The organism is Acinetobacter apis (assembly GCF_900197575.1).
Lineage (GTDB): Bacteria > Pseudomonadota > Gammaproteobacteria > Pseudomonadales > Moraxellaceae > Acinetobacter > Acinetobacter apis.
On record NZ_FZLN01000003.1, the window covers coordinates 126,454 to 145,705 of the forward strand.

Annotated in this window: 15 protein-coding genes and 1 tRNA gene; 7 read left to right on the forward strand and 9 right to left on the reverse strand. The window is 39.3% G+C overall.

Going from position 1 to position 19,252, the window contains the following annotated elements; translation table 11 throughout:
• Positions 1–18 precede the first annotated feature (18 nt).
• From CFY84_RS08655 to CFY84_RS08675, 5 genes are all read left to right on the forward strand, one after another.
• Positions 19–95 (forward strand) — tRNA-Met (locus CFY84_RS08655).
• 206 nt (positions 96–301) lie between these two features.
• The gene (rimP, locus tag CFY84_RS08660) at positions 302–820 is read left to right on the forward strand and encodes a ribosome maturation factor RimP (protein WP_088823819.1); all 519 of its coding nucleotides are present in this window, start codon (positions 302–304) and stop codon (positions 818–820) included.
• Between the two features lie 32 nt (positions 821–852).
• Positions 853–2,337, forward strand: coding sequence for a transcription termination factor NusA (gene nusA, locus CFY84_RS08665; RefSeq protein ID WP_088823820.1), 1,485 nt, complete (start codon positions 853–855; stop codon positions 2,335–2,337).
• A 10-nt stretch (positions 2,338–2,347) separates the two neighbouring features.
• Positions 2,348–5,044: a translation initiation factor IF-2 gene (gene infB / locus CFY84_RS08670; RefSeq protein WP_088823821.1), complete on the forward strand. Its 2,697-nt coding sequence runs from the start codon at positions 2,348–2,350 to the stop codon at positions 5,042–5,044.
• A 5-nt stretch (positions 5,045–5,049) separates the two neighbouring features.
• Positions 5,050–5,448 carry a ribosome-binding factor A gene (locus tag CFY84_RS08675; RefSeq protein ID WP_088823822.1) on the forward strand — a complete coding sequence of 133 codons (399 nt, stop codon included), beginning with the start codon at positions 5,050–5,052 and terminating at the stop codon, positions 5,446–5,448.
• A 52-nt stretch (positions 5,449–5,500) separates the two neighbouring features.
• Here CFY84_RS08675 and CFY84_RS08680 read toward each other — a convergent pair whose 3' ends face one another.
• Genes CFY84_RS08680 through CFY84_RS08705 form a run of 6 tightly spaced genes read right to left on the reverse strand, consistent with a single transcriptional unit; the run spans position 5,501 to position 11,758 of the window.
• The gene (locus tag CFY84_RS08680) at positions 5,501–5,917 is read right to left on the reverse strand and encodes a Na+/H+ antiporter subunit G (RefSeq protein ID WP_088823823.1); all 417 of its coding nucleotides are present in this window, start codon (positions 5,915–5,917) and stop codon (positions 5,501–5,503) included.
• A 9-nt stretch (positions 5,918–5,926) separates the two neighbouring features.
• Positions 5,927–6,202 (reverse strand): monovalent cation/H+ antiporter subunit F, encoded by a 276-nt coding sequence (locus CFY84_RS08685; RefSeq protein ID WP_088823824.1) that lies wholly within the window; start codon positions 6,200–6,202, stop codon positions 5,927–5,929.
• Positions 6,199–6,729: a Na+/H+ antiporter subunit E gene (locus CFY84_RS08690; RefSeq protein ID WP_088824058.1), complete on the reverse strand. Its 531-nt coding sequence runs from the start codon at positions 6,727–6,729 to the stop codon at positions 6,199–6,201. Before CFY84_RS08690 ends, CFY84_RS08685 begins: the two co-directional genes overlap by 4 nt.
• A 2-nt stretch (positions 6,730–6,731) precedes the next feature.
• Entirely contained in the window at positions 6,732–8,561 is a 1,830-nt protein-coding gene (locus CFY84_RS08695; RefSeq protein WP_088824059.1) for a monovalent cation/H+ antiporter subunit D, read from the reverse strand.
• Entirely contained in the window at positions 8,561–8,932 is a 372-nt protein-coding gene (locus CFY84_RS08700; protein ID WP_088823825.1) for a Na+/H+ antiporter subunit C, read from the reverse strand. Before CFY84_RS08700 ends, CFY84_RS08695 begins: the two co-directional genes overlap by 1 nt.
• Positions 8,933–8,938: 6 nt before the next feature.
• Positions 8,939–11,758 (reverse strand): monovalent cation/H+ antiporter subunit A, encoded by a 2,820-nt coding sequence (locus tag CFY84_RS08705; protein ID WP_088823826.1) that lies wholly within the window; start codon positions 11,756–11,758, stop codon positions 8,939–8,941.
• Positions 11,759–12,686: 928 nt separating this feature from the next.
• Between CFY84_RS08705 and fbaA the strand changes: the two genes are divergently transcribed.
• Entirely contained in the window at positions 12,687–13,766 is a 1,080-nt protein-coding gene (gene fbaA / locus CFY84_RS08710; protein WP_088823827.1) for a class II fructose-bisphosphate aldolase, read from the forward strand.
• Between the two features lie 38 nt (positions 13,767–13,804).
• On the opposite strand, the gene CFY84_RS08715 is transcribed toward fbaA, so the two are convergent.
• The gene (locus CFY84_RS08715) at positions 13,805–15,292 is read right to left on the reverse strand and encodes a UvrD-helicase domain-containing protein (RefSeq protein WP_088823828.1); all 1,488 of its coding nucleotides are present in this window, start codon (positions 15,290–15,292) and stop codon (positions 13,805–13,807) included.
• Positions 15,293–16,057 (reverse strand): bifunctional phosphoribosyl-AMP cyclohydrolase/phosphoribosyl-ATP diphosphatase HisIE, encoded by a 765-nt coding sequence (gene hisIE / locus CFY84_RS08720; protein ID WP_088823829.1) that lies wholly within the window; start codon positions 16,055–16,057, stop codon positions 15,293–15,295.
• A 186-nt stretch (positions 16,058–16,243) separates the two neighbouring features.
• Between hisIE and CFY84_RS08725 the strand changes: the two genes are divergently transcribed.
• Positions 16,244–17,371 (forward strand): acyltransferase family protein, encoded by a 1,128-nt coding sequence (locus tag CFY84_RS08725; RefSeq protein WP_088823830.1) that lies wholly within the window; start codon positions 16,244–16,246, stop codon positions 17,369–17,371.
• Positions 17,372–17,504: 133 nt separating this feature from the next.
• Here the strand turns inward: CFY84_RS08725 and CFY84_RS08730 are convergent, their stop codons facing one another.
• Entirely contained in the window at positions 17,505–19,124 is a 1,620-nt protein-coding gene (locus CFY84_RS08730) for an ABC1 kinase family protein (RefSeq protein ID WP_088823831.1), read from the reverse strand.
• Positions 19,125–19,252: the final 128 nt, after the last annotated feature.

Consider the following 19,252-nt stretch of genomic DNA (forward strand, 5'->3'; position numbering starts at 1 on the left):
ATAATGATTACACACTATTGCGGGATGGAGCAGTCTGGTAGCTCGTCGGGCTCATAACCCGAAGGTCGTTGGTTCAAATCCAGCTCCCGCTACCAAGATTCTTGCTAAAAGGGCTCACAAATAGGTGGGCCTTTTTGCACAGTGGGCTATGCTTTTCTGTGCTGAAAAGGGCGGTTTTCGCCCTTTTTTATTGATTATTCTGTAGTGTCGACATCAATTGGTCAAGAATCCATGCTTCACTACATAGAGGGTGGCCACAATCAGCGGCCAATTGTTGCAATGCACAAACTGATGAGAGTACATGAAAGTATCCAATAAAAATCAAATGTTACAAGACCTAATTGCACCTGCAGTTGCAGCTTGTGGCGTCGATCTTTGGGGGCTTGAATTTACGCCCCAAGGCAAACGTTCAATGGTTCGGATTTATATTGATAAACCGCATACATTGGATGATGTAACTGATGAAAACTCAGAAGAAGAGCAAGGTCGTGGTATTGGCGTTCAAGACTGTGTTCGTGTCACCCAGCAAGTTGGCGCACTTTTAGATGTTCACGATCCAATTTCTGGTGAATATGCTTTAGAAGTTTCTTCACCAGGATGGGATCGCCCATTTTTTCAGTTAGCGCAAATGAAAGATTATATTGGTCAACAGGTTGCACTGCGTTTAATTAGCGCTGTAGATAACCGCCGTAAATTTCAAGCCAAGCTTGTTGCTGTTGATCTTGAACGTGAAATGATTCAAGTCGAAGTTGAAAAACAGCAAGTACTCGAAATTGATGGTCACAATATCGATAAAGCAAATCTGGTTTATCAAGACTAAATTACTAAGAAAATCTGAATAATAGGTGACTTATGGGTCGTGAGATTCTTACCGTTGTAGAAACGGTCAGTAATGAGAAAGGTGTTGGTCGAGAAGCTATTTTTGAAGCACTTGAACAAGCATTGGTTGCTGCGACAAAGAAAAAGTTTTATGAAAATACCACAGCAGAAGAAGCACGTTTACGCGTAGAAATTGACCGTAAAACAGGTGATTATTTAACTTTCCGTCAATGGGAAGTGGTTGCTGATGAAGATCATGAAATGCCTGCATGCCAAGATGCAATTTCTGATCTTGACCCTGAACAATGGGCGATTGGTGATATTCGTGAACTTGAAGTTGAATCAATTGAATTTGGTCGTATTGCAGCGCAAATTGCAAAGCAAGTAATCATTCAAAAAATTCGTGAAGCAGAACGTGCACTTATTGCAGATGCATATTTGTCTAAAGTGGGCGAGTTAATCTATGGTGAAGTGAAAAAGCAAACCAAAGATGGCTTTATCATTGATTTAGGTGATAACGCAGAAGGCTATTTATCACGTGATGAAATGATCACTAAAGAGATTTTACGTCCTAAACAACGTGTAAGCGCAATTTTATACGAAGTTAACCGTGAAGGACGTGGTGCGCAGCTTTTATTGTCTCGTGCTAAACCTGAAATGTTAATTGCACTCATGAAAAAAGAAATTCCTGAAATTTCTGAAGAAATCATTGAGATTAAAGCAGCAACGCGTCAGTCAGGTGTACGTGCTAAAATTGCTGTGAAAACCAACGATCACCGTATTGATCCTGTTGGTGCATGTATTGGTATGCGTGGTACACGTATCCAAGCTGTACAACAAGAGTTGAATGGTGAGCGTATTGATGTCGTGATTTGGTCTGATGATCCTGCACAATATATTGCAAGTGCTTTAGAGCCTGCAGATGTAACAGGCATTGTGATTGATGAAGATATGCGTACCGCAGATATTATTTTTGCAACCAGCGATCAGCTTGCACGTGCAATTGGCTCTCAAGGTCAAAATGTTCGTTTAGCATCAGATTTAACGGGTTATAAGCTCGATATGATGCTAGAAGAAGAATACCATGCACGTCAGCAAAATGAAGCGCAGCAATATTTAGATATGTTTGTCACACGTTTAGATATTGACGAAGGCTTAGCCATGGCATTGGTTGAAATGGGCTTTACTTCATTAGATGAAGTGGCTTATGTGCCTGCAGAAACATTTAATGAAATTGAACTCGACGAAGACACTGTTGAATTGTTACAAAACCGCGCGAAAGAAGTGGCACTTGCAGATGCACTGAAAGAGCAGGAAAACATTCAAGAGCCAAGCGAAGAGCTATTAAGTATGGAAGGCATAACGCAAGAGATTGCATATGCACTTGCTCACCGTGGCATCGTAACAGTTGATGATCTTGCAGACCAAGCCACCGACGATATCTCTGATATTGAAGGTCTTGATGCACAAAAAGCAGGTCAATTGATTATGAAAGCTAGAGAATCATGGTTTAACTAGGAGGTAATAAATGACGGACAAGTCGATTAACGAATTGGCGAAAAATGTGGAACGTCCTGTTGAGAAGCTCCTAGAGCAAGTACGTGATGCAGGATTGCCGCAACGAAATGCTGAAGATACGCTGACAACTGATCAGCAAAATACCCTTCTCAACCATTTGAAAAAATCACATGGTCAGAATGAAGGCCATGCAGGAAAAATTACATTGAAACGCAAAACAACAAGTACAGCAAAAGTTGCGAGTACTTCAGGTAAGGCGAAAACAATTAATGTAGAAGTTCGTAAGAAGCATACATTTACTAAGCCTGATCCTAAACAGTTAGCAGCTGAAGCAAAAGCAAAAGCTGAAGCTGAAAACAATACGGTGCAATCTAAGCCTAAGGCTGAAACAGATGCGAAAGCACCTGCAGAAAACAAAGCAAATGCAACGTTAGAAGCAATGCGTGCTGCACAAAAGAAAGATCAAGACAAAGTATCAACAGCACCGAAAGCCGCTGTTGTGGTGAAAAAGCGTGGTGGTGCAGTTGTAAAACCTGCTACGCCAAAGCCTGCTGCAATTAATGCTGCACAAAAGAAAGAGCGTCAAGCACAAGAAGCTCAATTACGTGCACAAGAAGAAGCTGTACGTCGTAAAGCTGCTGAAGAAGCACAACAGCGTACGCTTGAGCAAATGCGTAAAATGGCATCGAAGTATTCAGCTGAAGATACCAAAACCGTTCGTGTAGTTGATGACTCTCCACTTGCAGCTGGCCTTGTCGGTCAAGCATATGAAGACTCGTTCAACAAAGAAGACCGCGAAATCAAACGTGGTGGTAACACCAAAGATGGTCGTGGTCAGAAAAAAGGACGTAATAACCAAGAAGAGCAAAATTTCAATAAAAACCATCATAAACGCGGCTTAAAAACAAGCCAAGTGAACAAGCATGGCTTCGAAAAACCTGTTAAAAAACAAGTTTACGATGTTGAAATTGGTGAAACCATTGTTGTTGCTGACCTTGCACAAAAAATGGCGATCAAAGTTCGTGAAGTTATTAAAACACTCATGAAGATGGGTGAGCTTGTTAATCAAGATCAAGTGATTGATCAAGAAATTGCGTCACTTGTTGTTGAAGAAATGGGCCATAACCCAATTTTAGTTTCAGATACAGCGACTGAAGACAATCTAATGGAGCAAGCTGAGCAAGAACGTGGTGCGCAAACAACACGTCCGCCAGTAGTAACTATTATGGGTCACGTTGACCATGGTAAAACTTCATTACTTGACCGTATTCGTCGTGCAAAAGTTGCAGCGGGAGAAGCTGGCGGGATTACTCAACATATTGGTGCATACCATGTTGAAACTGAGAAAGGAATTATTACTTTCTTAGATACCCCAGGCCATGCGGCATTTACTTCAATGCGTTCACGTGGTGCTAAAGCGACAGATATCGTGGTATTGGTTGTTGCAGCAGATGATGGCGTGATGCCACAAACCGCTGAAGCGATTGATCATGCGCGTGCTGCAGGAACGCCAATTATTGTTGCTATCAACAAAATGGATAAAGAGTCTGCAGATGTTGACCGTGTCTTGAACGAACTTACTACGAAGCAAGTTGTTGCTGAACAGTGGGGTGGTGATGTTGCTGTTGCAAAAGTATCAGCACATACAGGTGCAGGTATTGACGACTTACTTGATTTAATTAGTATTCAAGCTGAGTTGATGGAGTTAAAAGCATCGACTGAAGGTTCGGCTCAAGGTGTTGTGATTGAAGCACGTGTTGATAAAGGCCGTGGTGCAGTGACATCTATTCTTGTTCAAAACGGAACATTGAATGTAGGTGATTTAGTCCTTGCAGGTTCATCTTATGGTCGTGTACGTGCGATGTCAGATGAAAATGGTGTGAGAATTAAAACTGCGGGTCCATCGATTCCTGTTGAGATTTTAGGTCTACCTGAAGCACCAATGGCAGGCGATGAAGTTCTTGTTGTCAATGATGAGAAAAAAGCGCGTGAAGTTGCAGATGCTCGATCTGCGCGTGAGCGTCAAAAACGTTTAGAGCGTGCAAGCGCAATGCGTTTAGAAAACTTGATGGCATCAATGGGCAAGAAAGACGTTCCGACAGTCAATATTGTCTTAAAAACAGATGTTCGTGGTTCTTTAGAAGCATTACAAACAGCACTGTATGATCTTGCAACAGATGAAGTAAAAGTTCGTGTTATTGGTTCAGGGGTAGGTGCAATCACTGAGTCTGATGTGACATTGGCTGAGTCATCTGATGCAGTTTTACTTGGCTTTAACGTGCGTGCAGATGCAACGGCGCGTCAAAAGTCAGAGCAAGACGAAATCGATATCCGTTATTACAGCGTGATCTATCAATTGATTGATGATGTGAAAAATGCAATGAGCGGTAAGCTTGCACCTGAGCACAGAGAAACTATTCTAGGTGTTGCGCAAGTACGTGAAGTATTCCACTCAAGTAAGTTTGGTGCAGCAGCAGGCTGTATGGTAACGGAAGGTGTAATTCACCGTAATAAACCAATCCGCATCTTGCGTGATGATGTCGTGATTTTCCAAGGTGAGCTTGAGTCATTACGTCGCTATAAAGAAGTGGTTGAAGATGTACGTGCAGGCATGGAATGTGGTCTTGCGGTTAAAGGTTACAAAGACATCAAAGCTTTAGATAAAATCGAAGTTTATGATGTACAAGTCATTAAACGGAGTCTATAACACATATGGCTGGTAGTCAGCGTTTAAAACGTATGGCAGACTCAGTTCAGCGCGAAGTCGCTGAACTGATTCGTCAAGAATTAAAAGATCCTCGTTTAGGTGGATACGTAACCATCTCTGCAGTAAAAGTGAGTCCTGATCTGGGCTATGCAGAAATTTATGTCACTGTAATGGGACGTGAATTAGGCGATGAGCAGACGGAAGAAGCAAATAAAGAAACGCTAACCGTCCTCAATAATGCCTCAGGTTTTTTACGTCAAGAGCTGAGCCGTCGAATTAAAACACGTGTTACCCCACGTCTTCGTTTTCATTATGATAAAACGAATGCTTATGGTAATTACATGTTTGATTTGATTGAAGAAGCGGTAAAAGATTTACCTGAACGAAAAAATGACCAATCTTAATTGAAATTCTCTTCATATAAAAAGCCACCTTCGGGTGGCTTTTTAGTGCAAATTATTTTTCAGAATTTCGACTTTTGGTTTGATCGGCGACAGTTTGAGGATCGACCCGTGTTGAGAACCGATACTTTGACCAAGGCAGTGGACGTTCAATCGACTCAGGAACTTCTCCACTTAAAGAGCGCAACTTCAAATGCAGTGCAGCTTGTGCCATCAAATTTGCAGATACAGGACCTGTGATAAATGCTAAAAATGTCATGATCAGTTCTGGGAAACCAATATGTCCATGAAAACCTGCATAAATCATGGCAGCAATTAAAAAACTACCTAAGCCTAAAGTACTTGATTTAGTAGGCGCATGCAGACGAGCAAATAAGTCAGGAAGCCTGATCATACCAATACTGCCAATGAGCATGAATGTACTCCCTAATAACACAAAAAAGGAGACTAAAATTTCCATCATCAGTTGCATAATATTCTCCTAATCAATGACATGGCCGCTGGTAAAGTATCTTGCCAATGCCATAGTTGAAATAAATCCAAGCATAGCAATCAGTAGTGCACTTTCAAAAAGCAGTGTAGTAGACCAATAAATGCCAAGCACAATAATCAGTGCAGTTGTATTTAGGAACAGCGTATCTAATGCCAACAGTCGGTCAACGATTGATGGACCCATCACCAAGCGAATTAAGCATAAAAACATTGAGATGGTGATTGCCAATAGCGATATACCAAGAATATAAGGAAGTATAGTCATGCACTCTCTCCAACAATGGTGTTTTCAGCATTAAAGATCTTGATCAAACGAGATTCATAACGTTCTTTAATAAAACGGATTTCATCGTCTGGGTCTTCAGTATTTAATGCATGAACTAAAATATCACCGCGTTCTTGATCGATCCCTGCGCTGACTGTACCTGGTGTAATGGTAATGATCATCGCCAATAAAGCATTCACATGCTCATGGTTGGTAGATAGCGGAATACGGTACCACACAGGCTTAAGATTTTTTTTAGGCCCCAATACTAATTTTGCAACCCAAAAATTTGACAGAATAATATCCCATAAGACTGCTAGAAACAGCCTGAAGGAGGTTGGCCAACAAATATGTGGGGTACGGACTAAAAAAGGGGCTGCCAATTTCGGAATAATAATCGCAATAATAACGGCTGAAACGATGCTAAACCCATCAAAGCTATGGTTTAGCATCAGCCAAGCTAATCCTGATGTAACAGACACAAGTGGATGAGGTAACCAACGTCGCATTAAGCTTTTCTTTTTCATCATTAAGGCTCCATCTGCTGCAGTTTGGCACCACTGTCTTGGACTGGGGTAATTTCAGTCTTAGGCTGAGCCATTTGCTGGTGTTGTTTTTCAATTTGTTCTTTTTTATACAGTGAAATATGATCCCCTTGTAGGGTTTTCTCTGAAATAATAGATGGAATTAAATACGCATTTGGATCTAAATTCTCACCTGCATATTTGGTTTCAGGAATATTTTTTGGATCAAAAGGCTCAACACTAATCACATTACCACGCGGATCTTTTTTCAAAATAGCATCTTGATAAATTTGCTGTTGTGATAAGTCAGCTGTTGCACCCGACAGATAGTTATGAATTGGTTGGGTAAATACAGCATATAAAATCAGCAATAATAAAAAGAAATATAACGTGATGTCATAGCGTTTTGGTGCTCGCGTTGGCAATGCTTGGTAAGCCCGATAATCTTCTTTAATCGGATCTTGCTCAGGGTCAGTTGATCGCCAAAAAATCACAAATCCTGCTTTAACAAACGCCAAAATACTTAGTAAGCTAACCACTAAAATAGTAATAATAATGCCTAATTGAAATGGATAGCCTGCTGTCGATTGTAGAATAAGTACTTTACCTAAAAATCCGCTAAAAGGCGGTAATCCTGACATCATCAATGCAATCAAGAAAAAACAAGCTGAAAGTAACTTGTCTTGTTTCATCCGCGGTGCAATTCGTAAATGATCTTTAAATTCACCACGTTGTGCGGTAATCCATCCACAGAGCAAGTAAAATGCCGCACCAACAATGGTACTGTGAAATAAATAATAAATACTTGCAGTCCAAGAGGTTGGACGATCAATTCCTAATGCAATACAGATTGTACCCAATGAGGATAGAATCATAAATCCGGCAAAACGGCGTAAACGAATCGCACCAATCGCACCAATTACGCCGTATACAGAGCCAATTAACCCAAGAACCAATAATAAATTAAATAATGGTGTGTATTGTTCATCAATAAATAAAACAGAATTGACTCTCAAAATGGCATAAATACCCACTTTGGTCATTAGCGTGAATAGCGCAGCAACAGGGGTGCTGGCAACAGCATAGGTTTTGGGTAGCCAAAAACCAAGCGGTAATACCGCCGCTTTAATGGCAAATACTGTGAAAAGTAAATAGGCACCTGCTGTTGCAAGTTGACGCTGGTCTGCATGCAGTGTAGGTATTAGCCGTGCCACATCTGCCATATTTAAGCTTCCTACACTGGCATAAATTAAACCCAATGAGATGAGGAAGATTGCACTGGCAAATAAATTAATAACTACATAGTGAATTGCTAATTGAAAACGTGCTTTCCCTTGACCATAGACGAGTAGCACATACGATGACATTAACAGAACTTCAAAAAATACGAATAAGTTAAATAAATCGCCTGTTAAAAATGCACCACATAAACCCATTAATAAGAATTGTAAGAGGGCATGAAAATAGCGCCCTCTTAAATCCCAATCTGAACTTGCAAACCATAAAATTGGCAAGGCCAAAAGATAGGTCAGTAACAACATGAATGCAGATAATCGATCAAGCACCAATACAATACCAAAAGGTGCAGACCATTCACTCAGTTCATATACGGTAATTTGTCCATGGCTGGCTTGAACCACATAACTGACTGCAGTTAAGAAGCCTGCAATGGTGGCAATAAAACTGATTAAGCGTCTAAATTTATGTCGTTTTTCATTCGGTAAGTCATTGGCACTCGGATTACCAAGCAATAATAAGAAGAAACCAGCAAATGCAGGAATCAAAATACTGATAATGGGGGTATTGGTATGCCAAAAATTAAGTAGTGTATTCATCATGAGCTCTGATCCTCACTTGGATCATGCTTTAATTCACTGATTTCTTTTGAGTCGACATGGTCAGTTCCTGACTCATAACGGCTTCGTAAAGACAATTGAATAATAAAAGCCGTGGTGGCAAATCCAATAACAATTGCAGTTAAAACCAAGGCTTGAGGCAATGAATCAGTAATTGATGTGGTTTCGCTTAAAATAGCAGGGGAGTTCACAAGGACTCTACCTGTTGAAAACAGAAATAGATTTACCCCATAACCGAGCATGGCAAGCCCAAGTACAACGGCAAAGGTTCTTGCTCTTAATATTAGATAAACACCTGTTGCAACCAACAGTCCAATTCCAGTTGCAAGTAATAATTCAATACTTAACATAATTAGTTACTCCTCTCTTACTGGACCAGACATGGATGAATGTTTTGAGTCACCAAGGACTGAAATCATCAACATGGTTGAGCCGACAACAGCTAGATATACACCTAAATCAAAAAATACAGCGGTAGCGAAGTGAATTTTGTCAAATGGAATAGGAATATAAAAATGAGCGCTCGTTAAAAATGGACGAGACCAAAACCAAGCACCAACACCCGTTAGTCCTGCAATCACAAGCCCTGAGCCAATCCAAATTTCATACAGACGACCTGATTTCGCACACATCAAACGTTCAGCACGCTCTTGACCAAGCGCGATATATTGTAAAACCAATGCAATTGCTGTGATTAATCCGGCGATAAAACCACCACCTGGGGCATTATGACCACGCATGAAAATATATAAACTCACCACAAGTGCAATAGGCAGTACCCATGATGCTGCTGTTCGTACCAACAGTGGCGAGGGGTTAAAGCGATAAGTCAGTCCTTTGGTGGTTTGTGTCCCATGGGTACGCATACCATCCATTAAACATAAGGCCCCAATGCCTGCAATACCAAGTACTGTAATTTCGCCAAAGGTATCAAAGCCACGGAAGTCGACCAAAATGACATTCACAATATTGGCGCCACCACCAAGCGGTAAGGATTGCTGTGCAAAAAACCATGAAATTGAATTGTGATCGCGAGTTAATACCAACCAAGCAATCCATCCAATACCACCACCTGCAATAATGGCAATGATGGCATCACGCCAACGAATAGCTTGGGACGATTCATACGGCGTTAATTGTGGTAAAAGCGATAGGCTCATTAAAAGCAGCACTGTGGTGACAACATCTACGGTGATCTGTGTGAGTGCTAAATCCGGTGCAGACAATGTCACAAAAGTTGCTGATAACACCAAGCCAACAGCACCACTGATGAGAACAGCTTTAATACGTTCGTGATGAAACCACAGCATCATCCAACATGCACTAAATAACATGAGCCAAATTACAATGGCTGTCAGTGGTGCATGGGTCAGTACGCGAGTGCCAGTATTGAGTTCATATGGCAAGAGTGGAATACAAATTAGTCCGATCGTAAAGGCAATGATTAAAAACAAGTAATTCTGTAAACTACTGGTTTCTGTACTGAGTTTTACAGTACGGGATGTTGTTTCAAGTGTTGATAAGATTTTTTCAAAAATAATCTTCCCTTGAAATTTACCCATGTATTTTTCTAGCTCAATATGGCGAATTTTATTTTGACGCGCGAGAGCAAAATACAGTCCAGTACCACCCACGAGTGCAATGACACTCATGATTAAAGGGGTATTGACTCCATGCCAAATGGCCAAATGTACGCCATGAAAGTCATGAACAAGCGTAATTGAACGTGTGACTTGATTGACAATATTCTCGGCAAAGAAAGCAGGTAAAACACCCACTAAAATACAGCCAATTGCTAAAACTAAAATCGGTGCAAGCATACCAAAGGCAGGTTCATGTGCTTTTTGATTGACATCTTTGCCCAATTTACCATCAAAGAAAATGCCATGAATCATGCGTGCTGAATAAGCAACTGCAAAAATACCTGCCAATGTCGTCACTGTGATGGCAAGAAGAAATTGTCCGCCTGAAAAATAGCTGACAATTTCAGTAAAGAACATTTCTTTTGAAATAAAGCCGTTGGTTAGGGGAACACCCGCCATGGCAGATGCTGCAATAAACGTGAGCGTACCTGTAAAGGGTAAGACTTGCCATAAACCGCGCAATTTATACATGCTTCGAGTAGATGCTTCATGATCAATGACGCCTGCAATCATGAATAATGCAGCTTTAAATGTAGCGTGGTTAATAATGTGAAATACTGCAGCAGCAATCGCAAGCGGCGATCCCATACCCAATAAACACATAATTAAACCCAAATGACTAATGGTGGAATACGCCAATAGACCTTTGAGATCATCTTTAAAAATGGCAAAAAAAGCGCCAATACAAAATGTAATGAGTCCAACGGTGGTAACCATTTGATGGAACAGTGCTGAGCCAACAAATATAGGTAATAAGCGTGCAACTAGAAAAATACCCGCTTTTACCATTGTCGCTGAATGTAAATAAGCAGAGACAGGCGTGGGAGCCGCCATAGCATTTGGGAGCCAAAAGTGAAATGGAAATTGCGCACTTTTGGTAAATGCACCAAGTAAAATTAAAATGAGCGCTGAATTAAATACAGGATTGGCTTGTAGAGATGCACCGATTGATAAAATTTCATCAATTTGATACGTGCCTGCCATCTGACCAAGTAAAACAAAGCCCCCAAGCAAAGCGAGACCACCCATTCCCGTAATGGTCAATGCCATACGAGAACCTTGCTGAGCAGTTTGATACTGTTTCCAATAAGACACCAATAAGAAAGATGAAATACTGGTGAGTTCCCAAAACACCAAGAGAATAATTAAATTATTCGACAATGAAATGCCAAGCATGGCTGCCATAAAGACCATGAGTAAAGCATAGAGCTTACTGAGTGAACTATTTTCACTTAAATAATAATAGGCATAGATAAAAATTAGTGTGCCAATGCCACTAATCAATAATGCAAAAAGCAAAGCAATCGAATCTAAACGAAAACTTAAGTTGATTCCTAATTGAGGTAACCAATCCCAAGATTGCGAAATAATCTGTCCATTAAATACGGAATTTGCTTGGCTAAGCAGCAGTATAAAACAACCTAAACTTATGCCTACAGCAACTAGCATTTTAAATAAGCGAGGTGCTTGATTTAACCCAACGCTAAGCACTGTACCCAAGAGCAAAGGTAGAAGTATGATAATCGCTAACACACTTGTATCCTTTTTATGATTTAGGCGGGGAGCCTATGTTTTATTTTCTTCTAAAATTAAGGGCTTGCAATGAAAATCAATCATCTAAATTTTAAAAGCCATCATTTAGTTTGTTGTACAATAATAAAAGCAACAACAAGATTCAAACACAAAAAAATAAACTTGATGAATGAAACATATTGTAATCAATTCATTGAATGAATTACGAGCTTTTTAACATATAAAAACAGCATAAAAAACAAATCATCTCAGCCAAATTGGTTTTAATTTAGAGACTGTTACATTCAACTTTGTCGATAAAAGATCGTGTTGTTTGGCATCATCTTAAAAAAGTATATTTATATGAGAAAAATAGTGCCATTTTACAGCTAAAATGAGTGTGTCTTAGTCCAAAGTCGTAAGCTGAAAAACACATTATTGCTAGTGAAGCATGAGAATGAATGTTAGTTTATGTTTTGACAAATAGTGATACAGAACTGTGATATTTACGCTTAAATTTTGATAGAATTATGCTGATCTGATACACGTTTATGGTTGAAACAGTCAAGGAAATGACGTCACCATAACTGAATCAAGATTCAGTGATCAATCATGGGCATGAAAGTGGCTTTACAGATATATCGCAGGTTGCTCTTGAGATCTTTAGGTTTAACCTCAATGTATATATTTAGGCCCAGCATATACGTCAGGTCATTGTGAAAAGCCATGATTTTAACCCTCTGATGCAAGATTACTGGTGGGATGAATGCACATTGATATCTGTGAATCATTTGATGATTCAAAATATCAACTCTGTATCGATAGCAGACATCGCTTTTAAATAAGGAATGTCAGTTGCTATAAGCACAATAAGAATGCTTAGTTTTAAGTCAATTCATTGTTGTAATCTGATTTAATCCATCTAAACTGATGAAATAGGAAATGTAATATGTCTAAGATTTTTGATTTTGTGAAACCTGGTGTAATCACAGGTGATGACGTTCAAAAAGTATTTGCTATCGCTAAAGAAAATGCATTTGCACTTCCTGCAGTGAACTGTGTAGGTACAGACTCTATTAATGCGACACTTGAAGCTGCTGCAAAAGTTAAAGCGCCGATCATTATCCAATTCTCTAATGGTGGTGCGGCATTTATTGCAGGTAAAGGGCTTAAAACAGAAAAGCCACATGATGCAGCAATTTTAGGTGCAATTTCTGGTGCGCAGCATGTACACCTATTGGCTGAACATTATGGTGTACCTGTAATTTTACATACAGATCATGCTGCAAAGAAACTTTTGCCTTGGATTGATGGTCTATTAGACGCAGGCGAAAAACATTTTGCTGCAACAGGAAAACCATTATTCTCTTCACATATGATCGATTTGTCAGAAGAATCTTTAGAAGAAAACATTGAAATCTGCAGCAAATATTTAGAACGTATGTCTAAAATTGACATGACGCTAGAAATTGAGTTGGGTTGTACAGGTGGTGAAGAAGATGGTGTAGATAACAGTCATATGGACGCATCTGCATTATATACTCAACCTGCTGATGTTGATTATGCCTATGAAAAACTATCTGCGATTAGCCCACGTTTTACCATTGCAGCGTCATTTGGTAACGTACACGGCGTGTATAAGCCAGGTAATGTGAAACTAACACCAACTATTTTACGTGATTCACAAGAATATGTGACTGAAAAACATAATTTAGCACATAACAGCTTAGACTTTGTGTTCCATGGTGGTTCAGGTTCTTCAGCAGCAGAAATTAAAGAATCTATTAGCTATGGCGTGATCAAAATGAACATTGATACAGACACGCAATGGGCAAACTGGCATGGTGTGTTAGAGTTCTATAAAAAGAACGAAGCATATTTGCAAAGCCAATTGGGTAACCCAGATGGCGCAGATAAACCAAACAAAAAATACTATGATCCACGTGTATGGTTGCGTGCAGCACAGACATCTATGGTGTCTCGTTTAGAGCAAGCGTTCCAAGAGCTGAATAGTGTTGACCGTAATTAATTAATTTTGAAAATAAAAAAGGGCCATAAGGCCCTTTTTTATTTTTTCATATTGGGAGGTGACTGTTTTAATCGTTGGATTAAATCGTAAATATGATGAATATTTAAAGTGTCTTTGGCACGTGTACAGGCAACATATAGCAGCCTTAATTCTTCATCACTGATTTTATAATCATGCGGATTAATTTTAAATTGATAGTCATCTTCAATATGTACACGATCCCATTCTAAGCCTTTGGCTTTATGTGCTGTCGAAATGACATAGTCGGCTTCAGCAAGTGGTGTGATTTTATGTAATGCATTTTTTAATGGCGTTGTTCCATGATCATCTACCAAACGAACTAAAGGTTTAATATCACTGCCTTCATGCGTTTCACAATATTCATGAACATCATTCCATGAGTTAAACCATGCAAGTTCTGGCACATCAGTGACGCGTTTACCTTGTTTAAGCAGCGTTGCAGCATCGATAAAGCGGCTGAGCCGTGTTTGATCGGCTTGTAAACCGACTTTATCACCATTCACTAAGCCTGACAGCAGCAGTTCCATGGCTCTAGCATTGGTTCGGCATAAAATGGCATCGCGCTTTTTAGAGTGGGGTACATTGACTGCTCTTGAAGTACGTTTTGGATTACCCAATAGCGGAACATTTTCTTTTAAGCCACTGAGCAATAAATTGGCAACTTGTGCAATATCTTCACCAAATCGAAATGAAGTGGTGAGCCTTGACTCAGGCAAAGGCAATTGTTGCATGGCATTGATTGCACCACGCCAAGCATAAATTTGTTGATGTGCATCGCCAACATAAATGACTTGAGTTTGCTGTTGCTGCAATAAAATACCTAGCATTAAAGGGTCTGCATCTTGTGCTTCATCAAATAACACATAATCTGCAGGAATAATTGGATTGGATAGTGCCCACAGTTTTAAATAAATGTCATGTCCAATCCCTGCTTGATGCTGTGGATGAATGGATTCTAACCAACGACGTTCAAGAAATGGATACAAGTGCTTTTGTAAGGTATCAATATCATCTGCATGTAACCAACTTGGCGCTTGAATATGTCTTGGCGCAGGGTATTGTGAGCTGGTCGAACAAAAGTATCCAACAGCATTGGTCACAAGGCTAGCCAGTCTGCTTGGCATGAGCGTATATTTTTCATAACGTCCACTCATTAAACGCCGTAAAGTAATGGGTTCTAAACGATATTCTTTCGCTAAAAAACTTGGACTTAAACGGGGCAGACGCAGTTTGTCTGTAATTTCACGGGGCACACTGCGAAAGGCCAATGAGTGAAAGGTTCTACTGTCGACACGACCATGAAATTTATCTTTTGCTTCATTGGCAATGGCTTTATTAAAAGCCAAGTACATACCACGTTTATTGGGTAATGCATTACTGATCATTTGCAACGTGGTGGTTTTTCCTGTGCCAGCATATGCCACCACTTTAAAAGATTGCCCATGCTGCGCAGTATCAATAGCACATTGCTGCTCGTGTGTCGGCTGAATTACATGTTGGGTCATTTATTGTGTACGATTTGCCTTTTCTACTAAACCTGATAGCCCTTGACGGCGTGCAAGTTCGTTCAGAATATCTTGAGGTTGTAAGTCGAAATAACCAAGTGCAATGATGCTATGGAACCAGACATCAGCCACTTCATAAATGAAGTCGTTTTTATGGCTTTCATTAAATTCTTGTGCTAAATCTTTGGCAGCGATAATACTTTCAACAGACTCTTCACCAACTTTTTCTAAGATTTTGTTTAAACCTTTTTTATACAGTGATGCCACATAAGAGCTTTCAGGATCAGCTTGTTTTCGCTCGATCATCATACGTCCTAAATGGGTGAGAACATCAACAGATTCTGTATGTGTATCCGTTATTTCATCTGATGAAAGCGAGTGATAAATGTCTTTTGGGTCTTTGATCTGTGCATCTACCGTTTCCCAGCCATTTGCTGTTAATTTACGATAAAAGCATGATTCACGACCTGTATGACAGGCAATTCCACCATGTTGTTCAATTTGCAGAGTAATCACATCTGCATCGCAATCTAAGCGAATTTCATGCACTGTTTGAAAGTGGCCTGACTCTTCACCTTTATGCCAAAGTCTTTGGCGTGATCTTGAAAAATAAACCGCTTGTTTTAATGTGGCTGTTTTTTCTAATGATTCACGGTTCATCCATGCAACCATCAATACACGACCTGTTTGATGATGCTGAGCGATTGCAGGGATCAGCCCTTGATCATTAAACTTTACGTCATCAAGCCATTGTGTATTATTCATGCCAATTACTCAGTATAAAATAGAAAAAGAAAATAAAAATGCCGCTATAGTGTACGGCATTGCAGTGAAAATCTAAAATGGATTACGACTTTTTCTAGTGAAGTTTATAAAAGTACACTTGATCTCTTTTTTTCAATGCAAGTTATAAGTCGATACTTGAGAACAATAAAACGATAAGACAAGGATATGTCTGTGAGCAAAAAACGAGATCCACCTAATGAATTCATTGATGTATTAAGATTTATCTCGATCATGCTTGTATTAATACATCATTTTAATATTCCATATAAACTCAGTGATACATGGATTACATTCAGTATTTTAGACCATAGCTTTATTACGTTGTTGGCTCGAAACGGCAATTATGGTGTCACAATGTTTTTTGTGATTTCAGGTTATTTAATTACATTTCATGCTTTACAACGGTGGAAAGAGCTAAAAAACATTGATTATAAAGTATTTTACTTACTGCGATGCGCAAGAATTATACCGACTTTATTCTTATTAGTGATTGTAGTGAATATATTGGGAATGTTTGGACTGAAACCATTTATCACTCAGACTTCACATGAACTCCCCATGATTCAAAGTTTAGTCAATTTGGCTGCACTGACTTTTTGGATGAATATTTTAATTATACATGAGGGGTGGGTTAATTATGCGCTCGGCGTGCTTTGGTCATTGTCAGTAGAAGAAGTTTTTTATGTGATTTTTCCGTTGTTGGCAATATGTTTAAAGAAAGAGTATTTTTTCTATGTTGTATGCTTGGTTGTGATTGGTATTTGCCCTTATTTTAGAGCTTTGACAATCACAGATGAAAATGGTGCATATTTATATCATTACTTGTCGAGCATAGATGGTATTGCATTTGGTTGTCTGACTGCATTAATTTCAAGGCGTGTGAGCATCACTAAAAATAGTCATTATTTTAAATATGTGATGATGATGTGTTTAATCTTAATTTATTTTTCGGGACCAATTAGAGAAACATGTGTATGGGGTGTGAGTGCATTTTCCTTATGTAGCAGTGTACTCATCCTGACAAGCGTCTCGCATCCAATACCTGTTCAGGATAATTTGATCTCGCGTGTAATTAAACGCATTGGTCGTAACAGTTATGAAATTTACTTATTTCATTTGGTTATTCTCGGTTTGATTAAAGTGGTTTATTTACCACAAGAAACAAGTGGCAATATAAAACTATTGTTGTTGCTGACCTATTTAGTCGTGACTTTTTTATTCAGTTTTTATATTGAAAAGTTTTTCTCTCATCCCATAAATTATAAAATAAGAAAACGCTTAATAGAAAAATAATGAGTTTGTATTTGTGATGTGCTTTTTCAGATCATAGTTGTATATGATCTGAAAAATCCACATAACAATCTTTGCCATTCGAATGACATTTATTTGCTGAAGCTAACGATCTAATGACTCATTATACGATGCTTTAACGAAGCACACGCCAACTAGCGATAATACATGCCAATACAATGAGCGGGGTGGCAATAAACCAAGGGCTCACAATTGCAATACTCAATAAAATCGCCATTAGACTGCCAAAAATCCAACTACGTTTTTGCTGTTGCTCTAATTGAGTCCGAAGGGTTTGTAATTCACGAACTTGTTTATCTTGCCAAGCATTTTGGCTTTTTAATCCGTTTAAACTGTCAATCAGTAATGTTGGAAGTTGCTGTGCAGTAAATAAAAACTCAGGAAGGTTTTGGCGAAACTGCTTGAAGTTTTTAATCGGGCTAACATTGTCCTTTACCCATTGATTTAAAATTGGCTGAGCAAGTTTCCAAATATCTAACTGTGGATATAAATCAGTCCCTAAACCTTCTACATGAACCAAGGTTTTGAGCAGTAGCATTAATTGTGGTGGAATTTCCAAGCGAAAACGCCGTGCAATGTCCATAATTTGCACTAAAATCCCGGCAAAATCGAGCTCATTCATCGGCTTAGAAATCATAGGCCCTACAGTGCGGCGCATTTCACGAGCCAAGGCATCTTGGTCAGTATTGGGTGGAATCCAATCTGCTTGATGAACCACTTGAATGAGTTGTAAAAAGTCACCATTCATGACCGACAACAGCATACGTGCAACAGTCATTTGGTCACGTTTAGATAGCTCTCCCATAATGGCACAATCTAAAGCAATATAACGGGGATGTTTTGAGCCTAGCGTTTCAACAAAAATATTCCCCGGATGCATATCTGCATGGAAAAAGTTGTCACGAAATACTTGTGTAAAGAAAATTTTTAAACCATTTTCTGCCAATACTCTGCGGTCAATGTTTAAACGATCAAAAGTTTCTGTATCTGAAATTGGAACACCAATAATGCGCTCGACCACCATAATGTCAACGCTGTCCATATACACTTCTGGTACATACATCATGGGCGAACCCTCGAAGTATTTACGCATACGGCGTGTATTGTCTGCTTCTAGCGTTAAATCAAGCTCATTCAAAATAGTTTGACGATAATTGGCAATAATTTCTGAGATGTGCAGTGCACGTGCTGCCTCTAGACGAAATTCAAATTGCTGTCCTAACCATTTTAAAATGTCAAAGTCGCGTACTAGCTGTTGTTTTAAGTCAGGACGGGTAATCTTAACCACAACCTCACGACCATCATGCAAAGCAGCTGTATGGACTTGCGCAATTGATGCCGCTGCCAACGGTTTATCGTCAAAGCGCTTGAATAATGTATCTAGCTCTGCTTTTAAACCATCTTGGATGCGTGCTTTTGCTACATCTATTGAAAAGGGTTTTACTTGGTCTTGTAGCATGACCAATTGTTGTAATACTTGAGGGGGAATCAGGTCACGCCGTGTTGAAAGCAATTGCCCCATTTTAATGGCCAATGGCCCCATTTCTTCAAGTGCTTCTTTGAGCTTCAGCGGATTATTTAAATGTTTGCTTGACCATGCTGCGGGATGCAATACGATCAGTTTCAGTAACGGTTTGAGTTTAGCAGGCAGATGTTCTTTCGCAATCAAAGTGTCTAAGCGATAGTAAGCAGCAATCCGCCAAAGTTCTATTAAACGCGAAAAATGTGGAATCATGATGCAAATGCCTCGCTTCACTCAATTTAGATCATTCATTAATGACCTTTGACTTAATATACAGTGACTTTCATGCATAATTGGCATGAATATATAGTTCATACAATCAAGAAATATATATAAATAAA

What these genes read in the sequence shown, in the direction of transcription:
- CFY84_RS08700 (WP_088823825.1), bottom strand. Translation starts at nt 8,932, where the DNA reads ATGTTAAGTATTGAATTATTACTTGCAACTGGAATTGGACTGTTGGTT.
- nusA (WP_088823820.1), top strand. Translation starts at nt 853, where the DNA reads ATGGGTCGTGAGATTCTTACCGTTGTAGAAACGGTCAGTAATGAGAAA.
- CFY84_RS08685 (WP_088823824.1), bottom strand. Translation starts at nt 6,202, where the DNA reads ATGACTATACTTCCTTATATTCTTGGTATATCGCTATTGGCAATCACC.
- CFY84_RS08730 (WP_088823831.1), bottom strand. Translation starts at nt 19,124, where the DNA reads ATGATTCCACATTTTTCGCGTTTAATAGAACTTTGGCGGATTGCTGCT.
- CFY84_RS08715 (WP_088823828.1), bottom strand. Translation starts at nt 15,292, where the DNA reads ATGACCCAACATGTAATTCAGCCGACACACGAGCAGCAATGTGCTATT.
- CFY84_RS08695 (WP_088824059.1), bottom strand. Translation starts at nt 8,561, where the DNA reads ATGAATACACTACTTAATTTTTGGCATACCAATACCCCCATTATCAGT.
- CFY84_RS08680 (WP_088823823.1), bottom strand. Translation starts at nt 5,917, where the DNA reads ATGCAACTGATGATGGAAATTTTAGTCTCCTTTTTTGTGTTATTAGGG.
- CFY84_RS08725 (WP_088823830.1), top strand. Translation starts at nt 16,244, where the DNA reads ATGTCTGTGAGCAAAAAACGAGATCCACCTAATGAATTCATTGATGTA.
- CFY84_RS08675 (WP_088823822.1), top strand. Translation starts at nt 5,050, where the DNA reads ATGGCTGGTAGTCAGCGTTTAAAACGTATGGCAGACTCAGTTCAGCGC.
- infB (WP_088823821.1), top strand. Translation starts at nt 2,348, where the DNA reads ATGACGGACAAGTCGATTAACGAATTGGCGAAAAATGTGGAACGTCCT.
- fbaA (WP_088823827.1), top strand. Translation starts at nt 12,687, where the DNA reads ATGTCTAAGATTTTTGATTTTGTGAAACCTGGTGTAATCACAGGTGAT.
- rimP (WP_088823819.1), top strand. Translation starts at nt 302, where the DNA reads ATGAAAGTATCCAATAAAAATCAAATGTTACAAGACCTAATTGCACCT.
- CFY84_RS08690 (WP_088824058.1), bottom strand. Translation starts at nt 6,729, where the DNA reads ATGAAAAAGAAAAGCTTAATGCGACGTTGGTTACCTCATCCACTTGTG.
- hisIE (WP_088823829.1), bottom strand. Translation starts at nt 16,057, where the DNA reads ATGAATAATACACAATGGCTTGATGACGTAAAGTTTAATGATCAAGGG.